At 38.7% G+C, this 12,156-nt stretch carries 11 protein-coding genes; 10 read left to right on the top strand and 1 reads right to left on the bottom strand.

Annotation, left to right across the window (positions count from 1 at the left end; translation table 11 throughout):
• The first annotated feature begins 109 nt into the window (after positions 1 to 109).
• From TSYNT_RS03680 to TSYNT_RS03635, 10 genes are all read left to right on the top strand, one after another.
• Complete coding sequence (locus TSYNT_RS03680; protein ID WP_059031830.1) at positions 110 to 730, top strand: lysophospholipid acyltransferase family protein; 621 nt, start codon at positions 110 to 112, stop codon at positions 728 to 730.
• A gap of 71 nt (positions 731 to 801) precedes the next feature.
• Complete coding sequence (locus TSYNT_RS03675; RefSeq protein ID WP_059031828.1) at positions 802 to 1,566, top strand: YlmH family RNA-binding protein; 765 nt, start codon at positions 802 to 804, stop codon at positions 1,564 to 1,566.
• Between the two features lie 32 nt (positions 1,567 to 1,598).
• Entirely contained in the window at positions 1,599 to 2,426 is an 828-nt protein-coding gene (locus TSYNT_RS03670) for an HAD-IIB family hydrolase (protein WP_162780985.1), read from the top strand.
• A 307-nt stretch (positions 2,427 to 2,733) separates the two neighbouring features.
• Positions 2,734 to 3,447 carry a GntR family transcriptional regulator gene (locus tag TSYNT_RS03665; RefSeq protein WP_059031824.1) on the top strand — a complete coding sequence of 238 codons (714 nt, stop codon included), beginning with the start codon at positions 2,734 to 2,736 and terminating at the stop codon, positions 3,445 to 3,447.
• A 232-nt stretch (positions 3,448 to 3,679) separates the two neighbouring features.
• Positions 3,680 to 4,633: an ABC transporter permease gene (locus TSYNT_RS03660; protein WP_059031822.1), complete on the top strand. Its 954-nt coding sequence runs from the start codon at positions 3,680 to 3,682 to the stop codon at positions 4,631 to 4,633.
• Between the two features lie 16 nt (positions 4,634 to 4,649).
• Entirely contained in the window at positions 4,650 to 5,519 is an 870-nt protein-coding gene (locus TSYNT_RS03655; RefSeq protein ID WP_059031820.1) for an ABC transporter permease, read from the top strand.
• Positions 5,520 to 5,575: 56 nt separating this feature from the next.
• A complete protein-coding gene (locus TSYNT_RS03650) occupies positions 5,576 to 7,231 on the top strand; it encodes an ABC transporter substrate-binding protein (RefSeq protein WP_059031818.1) in 1,656 nt (551 codons plus the stop codon).
• An 86-nt stretch (positions 7,232 to 7,317) separates the two neighbouring features.
• Positions 7,318 to 8,298 (top strand): ABC transporter ATP-binding protein, encoded by a 981-nt coding sequence (locus TSYNT_RS03645; protein WP_059031816.1) that lies wholly within the window; start codon positions 7,318 to 7,320, stop codon positions 8,296 to 8,298.
• Positions 8,299 to 8,304: 6 nt separating this feature from the next.
• A complete protein-coding gene (locus TSYNT_RS03640; protein ID WP_202859719.1) occupies positions 8,305 to 9,297 on the top strand; it encodes an ABC transporter ATP-binding protein in 993 nt (330 codons plus the stop codon).
• 40 nt (positions 9,298 to 9,337) lie between these two features.
• On the top strand, positions 9,338 to 10,774 hold the full coding sequence (locus TSYNT_RS03635; RefSeq protein WP_059031814.1) for an amidohydrolase: 1,437 nt from the start codon (positions 9,338 to 9,340) through the stop codon (positions 10,772 to 10,774).
• A 48-nt stretch (positions 10,775 to 10,822) separates the two neighbouring features.
• On the opposite strand, the gene TSYNT_RS03630 is transcribed toward TSYNT_RS03635, so the two are convergent.
• The gene (locus tag TSYNT_RS03630) at positions 10,823 to 12,022 is read right to left on the bottom strand and encodes an MFS transporter (RefSeq protein ID WP_059031813.1); all 1,200 of its coding nucleotides are present in this window, start codon (positions 12,020 to 12,022) and stop codon (positions 10,823 to 10,825) included.
• Positions 12,023 to 12,156 lie beyond the last annotated feature (134 nt).

The following is a 12,156-nucleotide window of genomic DNA, read 5'->3' as shown; positions in this document are numbered from 1 at the left end:
TTCGACCTTGACATTTATTATAGTATTATAAAGCGCTTTGATATTTATAAATAACAAAACAATTAATCGGTTTTCAGTTCTCATCTACAAAACTTTTTGAGGTGTTATCGTGCTATATCCGTTTTTTAAGGTTTTGTGCCAGATAATTTTTCTATTAACAGGCGGCATAAAGGTATATGGAAAAGAGAATATTTTAAAAAAAGGCCCCTTTGTCCTTATAGCGAATCATCAAAGCATAATAGATCCTTTGGTATTGATGGCATGTCTGCCTAGAAAAATTACCTTTCTTGCAGCATCTTACCTTTTCAAAATTCCAATTGTGGGCCTTATAATTTGGGCAGGCGGCGCAATTCCAATAAACGATCCTAAAGGAGATTTTAAGCACATACAGCGGGCCTTAGCAAAACTTGAAGATGGAGAAGCTATTGGAATTTTTCCGGAAGGCGGCGTTAGCCTAGATGGCAAGTTAAAGGAATTTATGCCGGGGTGGGCATATTTTGCTTTAAAATCCGGTGCCCCCATAATACCTGTTGCCATATCCGGCAGCCGCAAGGTTTTGCCGGTAGGCCATTACCTTTTGCGCCCTGGTAAAATCGTAGTGAATATAGGGGAACCGATTTTGATGGATAAAAAGACAAGAATCCGAAGCAGTGACCTTAAAAAACTAAGTGAGAGCATGGAGAAAATAGTTTTTCGCTTACTTTACCAAGTTGAAAGAAAGCAAGGATAAAATTATTTAAACTGTTATTTAAAAAAATATATGATAATATAAAATAAAAAAATATTTTGGTGGTGAAATGTTTGGACAGTACCAACGAAAAGCAAATGGAAGCACGCTTGCGCGATATATTTACCATAGCTAAAAAAAACAGAGAAAAAAGAGCGTCAAACTTCTTAGATCCTGCAGAACAGGAAATTGCAAGAAATGTAGCTAGCGGTTTTCCGGATATGGATTTTTATCTTGATGGCGGTTACGAAAATGCCGAACGCAGGATATTAGTGGCTTACCCTAAGGGAATGGAAGATGAACCATTCAAGCAACCTATCGGTGCTTTGAGAATAACCTCTAGAGACCTAAGCGCCCATCCTGGGCATAGAGATTACCTTGGAGCAATTTTGGGCTTGGGCATAAATAGAGAAAAGATTGGAGATATATTGGTAGGAAAAGATTATACCGATATAGTTGTCAAAGAAGAAATAATGGAATATATAGGAACGAATCTTTTAAAAGTAGGGAATGCCCCGGTAGAAGTTGAGGAAATTTCATTAAAAGAACTTTTAAAACCTGAAAGAGCCTATAAAGAAATTAAGGGCACAGTTGCGTCTTTAAGATTAGATGCGGTTGCATGTATCGCTTTTGGCATCTCCCGTTCAAAGATGGCGCCATTTATAAAAGGAGAAAATGTCCGCATAAATTTTAAAACGGTAAAAGATCCGTCTGCTCCTGTAAAAGAAGGAGATGTAATTTCAGCTAACCGGCTTGGACGAGCAAAAATTATGGAAGTCGGAGGACAAAGCAAAAAGGGCCGCACATATGTAATAGTGCATAGATATATCTCAAGATGATGAAGCAAAAGAAACAAAGGAGATGATCTTTGGTGGCAATAAAATTAATTGCCCTTGATATAGATGGGACAGTTGCAGATGGCGAGAATAATGTTTCTTTAGAAAATGAAAGGGCCATAAAAAAGGCTATGGAGCGCGGCGTTCAGATTGCGCTGGTTACAGGAAGACATCGGGACGGACTTAAAAAAGTAATGGATGTATTAGGCCTTGATTTTAAAACTCCTTTGGTTCTAAATAATGGGGCCCTGATATATTGGCAAGGAGAGCTGATATGGGAAGACTTGATAACACCTAAAGAAGCAGATGGCGTTATAAAATTTAGCGGGAAGATGCCTGATGTGGCAATAGTTATCTTCCGGGCTGAGGATATCGAGATGTACTGTGGCCCTCTGGTAAATAAAGAATGGTTATTAGATAGACTAAGCGCCTTTGAAGTAAATCCTAAAAAAGTTGCAAAAAGCCCTGACGAACTTACAAGAGAAAATGTAGCAAAAATAATGCTGGTAGTAGAAAGCGGAGAAAGAGCCCTGGAAATATATAGTATTTGGCCCAAGGAGCTGTCTTCCCTTAAACGTACCCGTTCATATCCTTATCTTTGCGAAATAAACAGCGGCACATGTGATAAGGGACGCGGCATTAAAATCTTATGCGAGAAAATCGGTGTTTTACCAGAAGAAGTCCTGGCTGTTGGAGACGGTGAAAGCGATGTGCCTATGTTAAGCTTTGCAAAAAACGCAGTTTTTGTAAGACATTTTGATTGGCTGCCAAAACTTCCCCCTCATGTAGAGGTTACACCTAAAGAGTATCGCCACACAGGCGCGGCTTGGGCTATTGAAAAGTATATTGATTTATTTGAGTAGATTTTAAAGGTGTTGTATTTATGAAAGCAAAGGGCATCAACGCTTCATAAATGCAACGCCTTCTTTAGGCGAAAGACTTCTACACCGGCATGGAGGATGACAAATGTCCGGAGAAATTATTGACAGTAATTCTCATAAGTTATATAATGTTATATAACTATATATGATAATAATTGAGAAAAAAGGTTAATATTTTCACATAATAAATACAGAATATTTCCTGAATTATTGCCTGTATCTAGAAAGCATTAAATATTATAATACATATAAGTATAACTTTACAGATTACACAAGAAGGTGAAATAAATTGTTAGATACCAACATTGCGATGCCTCTATATCATCAAATACGAGAAATAATAAGAGCAGAGATTGAAAGAGGCACCTATAAGCCGAACGAACAAATACCCACCGAACAAGAACTGGTAGAAAAATACAATGCAAGCCGAATTACAATAAGAAGAGCTATAAATGATTTGGTAGAGGAAGGGTTATTGGTAAAAAAGCAAGGCAAAGGAACATTCGTGGCTATGCCTAAAATAAAGCGGGAGATAATTGCGGTTAACAGTTTTAGCCATAGAATGCGTGAGGCTGGCCTGGTTCCGGGCTCAAGAGTTTTGAGCATGAGAATAACAAATTCAACTCCTACAATTCAAAAATATCTTGAACTGGGCCCCGAGGATCAGGTAATAGAAATTGAAAGGCTAAGACTTGCAGATAACGAACCTGTTATGATTGAAAAAACTTATCTTCCATATAAAGAGTTTCCAAAGGTAATGGAAGCAGATATAAGCATTGGCTCTCTTTATAAATTCCTGGAAGAAGAGTATGGTGTTGTGCCGGCAAAATCAAAACGCAGTCTTGAAATTGTTTTAAGCAATAAGTATGAGGCAGATCTGCTCCATATAAGAGTCGGCCAGCCTTTATTCCTGCTTCGCGCAATTGTTAAATCCCAGGATGATAAACCGATAGAATATGTTAAAACTCTTATTAGAGGCGATAGATTTAAATTCGAAATTTAATGCAGGCGCTAACTAGTGTTTAAAACAACAAGTTGCGAATCTGATTTATACAGATGACGGCACCAGCCGTCTTTTTTTGCTTAGTAGATTATAAAATAGAAAATTTACGGAATAATTTGAGGTATTTACAATCATGTACTTTTCTGGTAATATTATATCCATACAGAATAAGATGATATAATACGATAACAATTAGATCAATTAAGTTGTAATTCTCTGAGGAGGGTTGAGATTGAGCAAATACATAGCAAGGAGAGTAGCAGTTAGCATCATAACATTTTTTGGTATCACAATTTTTGTTTTTTTTATTGCAAATATGGCGCCCGGCTCACCGCTAGATGCTCTACTAGCTGAACCTGGAATGACTGAAGCGGATGCTGCTCGGCGTGCTGCTGCCCTTGGCATAGATAAGCCTATATACATTCAGTATTTCAACTGGGTAAAAGCATTACTTCACGGCGATCTCGGTTTTTCGTATCGGACATTTCAAAAAGTAACCTTGATGGTAGCCCAGCGCATTGGGCCTACATTGCTTCTGACGGGCAGTGCAATATTAATTTCATATATATTTGCGATTCCTCTTGGAATAATTTCATCACTTCGCCCTTATTCACTACAAGATTATATGTCAACTGCTCTTGCGTTTCTAACTGCCGCTTCACCTAGCTTCTTTTTGGGTATGATCTTTATTTATATTTTTGCGGTGAAATTGGGATGGTTTCCAATGGGCGGAATGTACGAATCGGGAGTTGCAGGAAACTTTTTGTCGCTTTTAAGGCATCTAGTGCTACCTGCAGTAGCCCTTGCCCTTCCCCAAATAGGAAGTACGATGAGATACGTACGCAGCAGTATGCTAGAAGTACTCAACGAAGACTATATCCGTACTGCGAAGGCAAAAGGCTTAAGACCCAAAAGAGTTATTTGGGTTCATGCTTTTCGGAATGCCTTAATACCGGTTGTCACAAATTTTGGGTCGTCACTGCCTTTTTTAATAGGCGGGGCAGTAGTAACGGAACAAGTATTTAGTTGGTCAGGTTTAGGGATGCTTATGGTTTCCTCAATAGGAGCAAGGGATTATCCTGTAATTATGGGAATTACTGTTGTTGTTGCTATATTTGTTTTAATTGGAAATCTTATAGTCGACTTGCTTTACGGAGTTCTTGACCCAAGGATTCGCTACAACTGAAGCAGGAGGAAAAATAATGTCCGAATTACAGAAAAAGAGAAATTCATATTATACAGATGTTTTCAAGCGATTTAAACGTCACAAGCTAGCAATGTTTGGAATTGCAATGCTAACTATCATTATATTAGCTGTGTTGCTATTGCCTATGATATTTAAACTGGATCCATATACTACAATGGTTGCTCCGGCACTGTCGAGACCATCTGTAAAATTTATATTAGGAACTGACGCAACAGGACGGGACAATTTTGCGCGTTTGCTTTACGGTGGCCGCGTTTCTTTGTTGGTTGGGCTTGCCTCGACCTTTATTTCTATAATTATTGGAGTTCCTTTGGGACTTATTGCTGCTTATTATCGAGGAATTGCTGAAATAGTAATTATGAGAATTGTCGACATATTTATGTCTTTTCCTTCAATGGTGCTAATAATGGTTCTCGTATCAATTATGGGACCTTCTATTTGGTCAGTTACAGTCGTAATCGGTGTTCTTGAATGGACTCAATTTGCAAGACAGATTTATGGAACTGCTTTAAGTATAAGAGAAAAAGAATATATAGAAGCTGCGAGAGCAGTGGGAGCCAGCGATTTTCGTATTATTACACGCTATATTCTTCCAAATTCTATAGCTCCTATCCTTATTGCTGCTACTTTTAGAACAGCAGCTGCTATGCTGCAAGAGTCAACACTGAGCTTTCTCGGAATGGGTGTTCAGCCTCCCCAAGCTTCCTGGGGCAATATCTTATATAACGCTCAGTCTATTGCGATACTTTCTACAAGGCCGTGGATGTGGGTACCAGCGGGAATTCTCCTGATACTAACCGTACTTTCGGTAAATTTTGTAGGCGATGGCCTTAGAGATGCCCTTGACCCCAAGATGAAAGTATAGCTTTACTGCAGCGAAAGCTGCGTTAACATACACACATAATTTTTGGAGGGAGATATATGCATAAAAGCAAGATCATTAAATTGCTCTGTTTGTTTGTTGTTGTAGGCTTATTAGCTGGCTGCGTTGTAGGCTGTGGCGGAGGATCGAATGAAAAAGCCACACCTGAGCAAGGTTCAAAGACAGAATCTTCAACTGCACCTGTAAAGCATGATGTTGTGACAATGGTTATGACTTCGGCTGCAGATACCTTAAATCCTTATAATATTAGCGGCAACTACGGAGACGTAATATTCGACCAGATTTTTGACCGGTTAGTGTATGTTACTGCATCGGGCAAAGTTCTTCCGAGATTAGCCGATAGCTGGGAAATGTCCAGCGATTATAAAGTTGCAACATTTCATCTTAATAAGAATGTAAAATGGCATGATGGAGAGCCTTTTACAGCTGACGATGTGGTATTTACGGCTCAATTAATAACAAACAAAGATGTAGTAAGCAACCGCAGAAGTTATTTTTCTAGCATTGAAGGTACTGACGAAAATGGTGTTGCAGCAGAACCGTCAAAAATTGGAGTTGTAGCAGTAGATCCTTATACCCTGGAAATACACTTCAAGACTCCTACTGATATTAATGCATTTTTGCAGCTAGATTCCACAAGAATATATATACTTCCTAAACATTTACTTAAAGATGCTGATCCTGCTCACTTAGACGCAGATCCTTATTTTCAAAAGCCGGTTGGCACAGGCTGCTGTATATTTGACAAACAGGTTCCTGGCGAGCGTTATGAATTAACTGCAAATAAAGATTACTTTTTAGGAACACCAAATTTTAACAAGATGGTTATTCGTGTGATGGACGCAGCAAGCATCGTACCTGGATTAATGAGTGGCGAAGTCGATCTTACGAGCGCCCAAGGAGAAGTTCCTATAAGTGATTGGCCACTTTTAAAAGATGCAAAGGGAATTGTTCCGGCAAGCGTAAAGAGTTATGGTTATCAATATATGACTATAAATTGCTCAAAGGAGTATTTCAAAGATGCTCGCGTTAGAAGAGCGTTTAGCATGGCAATAAACAGGAAAAATATTATAGATCAACTGCTTTTTGGCGAAGGTGTCATTGCTGTTGGCCCAATGCCTCCTCATCACCCCTATTTTAATCAGGCAATTGCAGGAGATCCATATGATCCTGAAGGAGCAAAAGCCCTTCTTCAAGAAGCCGGATGGGACTTTAACAGAGAACTTGAATTTTTTGTTCCAACAGGCAACAAAGTTCGTGAGAACTCTGCAACGCTGATTCAGCAAGATTTAGCTGCTGTTGGCGTTAAAACAAAGCTTCAAGTAATGGACTTTACAACTGAAATAAATTATCTGCGCCAGTCAAAGGGCGATTTAGGTTTACTAGGCGGTGCAGGTTCCATAGATCCAGATGATGTACGCATACTTCTTGCACCGGGAACAAATATGAATTTCTCACATTATGATGATCCATCGCTTTTTGAACTTGCTACAGAAGCGCGCAATAAACCCACATTTGAAGAACGCAAACCGCTTTATGATGAACTGCAAAAGAAGCTTGTGGAAGAGATGCCGTATGTATGGCTATATCATGCAAATGTATTGATGGCACATAGAGATATATTCGAAAATATTCCTGTAGAGGATTTTCCAAATTTAAATTATGCTGCATATTCTTGGACATTTAAAGAGTAAAAGATTTAAACAAAAAGACTATGACCTTAGAGATGCAAAAGGTCATAGTCTCAACTCTGAAGCTTGCATAGAGAGGAGAAATGCTTATGCCAACACTGCTCGAAGTCAAAAACCTTAGGACATGTTTTTTTACTGAAGATGGGGTAAAATATGCAGTTGACGGTATAGATTTTAGTATTGACAGCGGAAAAACGTTATGTATAGTAGGCGAATCGGGTTGCGGTAAAAGCATTACCTCTCTTTCTATACTGCGTCTTGTCCCGAGCCCTTCGGGCAAAATTGTAGAAGGGAGCATAAAATTTAACGGAGAAGAGCTTCTGACCAAGACAGAAGCGGAAATGTGCGAAATCAGAGGCAATAAAATTTCAATGGTATTTCAAGAACCTATGACCAGTTTAAATCCGGTGTATACTATTGGCTTTCAGCTAATGGAAGTGTATTCTCAGCATCAGCATTTAAATAAACAGGATGCTTATAATAAATCTGTGGAAATGTTGAATATGGTAGGTATATCGGCCTCTGAGCAAAGGATGAACCAGTATCCCCACCAGCTTTCCGGCGGAATGAGGCAGCGAGTGATGATTGCCATGGCGCTTGCCTGCAATCCTCTTCTCTTGATTGCAGACGAGCCAACTACTGCTCTGGATGTGACTATTCAAGCTCAAATACTGGAATTAATGAAAGATCTTAAGGAAAAATTAAACACTTCTATTCTTCTTATAACGCACGACTTAGGTGTTGTTGCTGATATGGCGGAAGATGTTTTGGTAATGTATGCAGGAAAAGTCATGGAATATGCAGATGTTTATTCTGTTTTTTATAATCCTTTACACCCTTATACAATTGGACTTATGAATTCTATTCCTCGCTTAGATAAACCAACTGATAGATTACATGTCATAAATGGCATGGTTCCTAATTTGTTAAATTTGCCTGCAGGTTGCAGATTTGCGCCTAGATGCGATAAGGCGCTGCCGGTGTGTCATGAAAAAGAGCCATTGCTAACTGATATAGACGGTCATCAAGTTCGCTGTTGGCTGTACTCAGGTAAGGGCAAGGAGGCTTAACTAAAAGTGAACGAACAAAAGACTTTACTTGAAGTCTATAATATGAAAAAATATTTCCCTATTAATAGAGGATTATTAAATAGGAATACAACCTATGTAAAAGCGGTAGATGATATAAGCTTCAAAGTTATGGAAGGTGAAACACTTGGTCTTGTGGGCGAATCAGGGTGTGGGAAATCTACCTTGGGCCGCTCTATTTTACGACTTATAGAACCAACGAGCGGAAAAGTAATATTTGACGGAAAAGACATTTCAACTCTTAGCAAAAGCCAAATGCGCACTATGAGACAAGATATGCAGATTATTTTTCAAGACCCGTATGCCTCCCTAAATCCCCGTATGACAGTAGGAGATTTTGTTGGAGAGCCTCTTGATATTTTTCACATTGCAAGCGGAGAAGAAAAATTCAAAAGAGTAATCTTATTACTAGAAAAAGTAGGGCTTGATGAATCTTGTTATAATCGTTATCCTCATGAATTTTCAGGGGGACAGCGCCAGAGAATCGTTATTGCAAGGGCTCTTTCGCTAAACCCCAGATTTATCGTATGTGATGAGCCTGTTTCGGCATTGGACGTTTCTGTAAGATCTCAGGTGCTTAACTTAATGCAGGATTTACAAAAGGAATTTAACCTGACTTATTTGTTCATTTCCCACGATTTAAGCGTAGTAAAACATATAAGTGATCGAGTAGCGGTGATGTACCTTGGCCGGATAGTAGAGATTACAGGGAAAGATGAACTTTATAAAAACGCGATGCATCCTTACACAAAGGCCTTGCTTTCAGCAATTAAAATTCCAGATCCTGCCTTAAGAACCAAAACTCCTATTGTTAAGGGAGATATTCCTTCACCGACGAGTCCTCCAAATGGCTGTCATTTTCATCCTCGATGCCCTCAAGCACAAAAGGTATGTTCTGAAATAAAGCCTGAATTAGCAGAAGTTACTAATGAGCATTTTGTAGCATGCCATCTTTATAATGAGAGTGCTATTATACACTAAATATTTAGTTGTTTCTAAATTAATTAGGAGGCCTATTTTAATGGAAATACAAGATATAACAAACTTTATTGATGAAAATAAGGCGCAATACATTCAAATAGCCGATAGAATCTGGGAATACGCAGAACTTGCATTTAGAGAGCACCAATCATCTAAAGCTTTGAGCAAAACCCTTGAAGAAGTTGGATTTAAAGTCACACGCGGCGTATCAGACATGGACACAGCATTTGTCGCAGAGACAGGAAGAGGCAAGCCTGTTATAGCATTTCTCGGCGAATATGACGCATTACCCGGATTGAGCCAGGAGGCAAATGTGACTACTTACTCTCCGATTGTTAAAGGAGGTCCCGGCCATGGCTGTGGACATCATATTTTGGGAACCAGTGCCATGGCAGCGGCGATCGCGCTTAAAAATTATATAGAAAACAATAATCTTTCAGGCACAATCAGATATTATGGATGTCCTGCGGAAGAAGGAGGCGCCGGCAAAATCTATATGGCGCGAGATGGATTGTTTAATGATACGGAATGTGCTATAACTTGGCATCCTGCTGATGATAATAATATCTGGTCTATGAATTTTATGGCGATACAGGATATGCGAATTCATTTTACCGGCATCGCATCCCATTCAGCATCTCAAGGCCATCTAGGTCGAAATGCGCTTTCTGCGGTAGAATTGACAAATATAGCATCGAATTATCTTAGAGGCCATGTACAACGCGATGTATGCATTAATTATGCAGTTACTGATGCCGGCGGAACTGCACCGAATGTAATTCAAGCAAATGCAGAAGTTGTTTATTGTGTAAGAGCTGCTACTTATAAAAGGGCAAAAGAAACAGCTGAGCGCATTAAAGAGATTGCCCAAGGCGCGGCAATGATGACCGGAACTAAAGTGGAAGTTGAATTTACCGGTGGTCTTTCGGAGCTTGTTCCCAATCGAACACTTGAACGCATAGCTTATGATAAATTTCTTAAAATTGGGCCGGTTTCTTATACTCAAGATGATGTAGAATTTTGTAAAAAGATACATGCAGCTTTTCCTGAAAACGCAGAAGAAAGTACTTTTGATACCTTACGGTATCTTTATGGCCCAATAGCAGAGGAAATAATCCCTAAAATCAAGGGTAAATATATAAATGATATAATATATCCATATACAGAAATTCCGCATCCCAAATACGGTTCGACAGATGTCTGCGATGTCAGCTGGTTTACCCCAACTGTGCAGTTTACAACTGCATGTTATGCAAAAGATACACCTGGGCATTCATGGCAAGAAGTTGCTCAAGGCAAGCGGTCTTTGTGCCACAACGGAATGCTAACTGCAGCCAAAATCATGGCTTTAACAGGTGCCGAACTTTTTACAAACCCTGAAGCAGTAGCGAAAATGCGTGCAGAGTTTGAAAAAGCAATGGAAGGCAGGAATTATTTATGCCCCATTGCTCCTTATCAAAAGCCTCCTAAATATTAACATATAGAAAGCGGGCATTTTGAGGAAACTCATTACCCGCTGTTTTATTTATACTATTTTAGAGTTGTTGTATTCTACAATGTGAGGGACACATATCTGATGAAAAATTAAATTTTGTAATAAACAAAGGAGTGCTGTAAGCATAAACAATCCGGCATAGTTTCCTTTTGATATAAAATATCCGGATATCGCAGAACCTAAGCTCATGCCTATATAGTTAGAACTGACCCTTAAGCCGGAATAAGAACCGCGTCTATCTTGTTCTATGGATTGAAGCATAGGATTGTCTACTGTTGCATATATGAAGTTGTTTGCCACAGTTCGCATGCAAACAAGGATTATAAAAAGCCAAACGGGGGCAAAAGCCATAAAAGATATAATGAATATCTGAACTGCTAAAGTTGCAGAGGCAATTTGATAATTGGAATATTTGCGATATAACAAAGCAATAATTGGAATTGCCATACAACCTGATATGGAGACTAATGAGTAAAGAGATCCGACAATATCATCGCCAAGACCATAGCGCTCGCGTAAAATGAGATTTAACATTGACATAATGCAATTAAAAATAGTCATCATCACAAATCCAAAGAGCAGAAAAGAAAGGACATTTTTGCTTTTTAAGACATCCAAAAATTTCACACTGCTTCTGCCTGCAAGCGGCTGCTTCGGCAGCCATACACGAGTGCAGCCAAGTATTAGATATGAGGTAGCGCTAATAATTAAAAGCACCTTATAGGGATTTTCATATAACGGAAACATTTTGGGGAAAAATCCGGCAAAAAGACTTCCTGCAACACTACTTAAAAAATATGTAAAAATCGTAAGGTTATATCCCAATTGTTTTTGATGGGGAAGGACAAGGCTTGTAATTAAAGGAGAATCTGTTGACATAATACAAGCAAGTCCAAAACCGTAGATAATCTGGGCTATATAAAAAAGTTGATGTGAAGATGAATGAGATATAGTAAAAAGTGAAATACTTACCATTATTCCGCCTAAAGCAGATACCTTTGAAAAACCAATTTTGTCGCTTAGCCTGCCGCAGAAAGAAGATGAAACCGCTGTTGCGAAAAATCCTACTGATATCAGCAAACCTATTTCTGCCGGAGAAAGTCCATATGCTCTAAAATAAAAATTTAAAGCAATATTCCAGATTCCAATCCCGAAGCCAAAAGCACATTCAATTATTAAATTGAACACAGCTGCTTTTGGAAGATATAAGTTGCCTGATGGAACCCTCACAGTAAAACCCCATTTCTTGTATTATAATATTATATTACATTATAATACAAATGAAATAATATTACTAGATATTACATTTGAAACTTTGATAAATTATAATTTCTAGAGGTTTCATAGAGTTAATTTAATTTGCG

This window comes from Tepidanaerobacter syntrophicus, from assembly GCF_001485475.2.
Classification (GTDB): domain Bacteria; phylum Bacillota; class Thermosediminibacteria; order Thermosediminibacterales; family Tepidanaerobacteraceae; genus Tepidanaerobacter; species Tepidanaerobacter syntrophicus.
The sequence above is the reverse complement of the archived record's forward strand: the minus strand, read 5'-3'. Positions and strand labels throughout refer to the sequence as shown.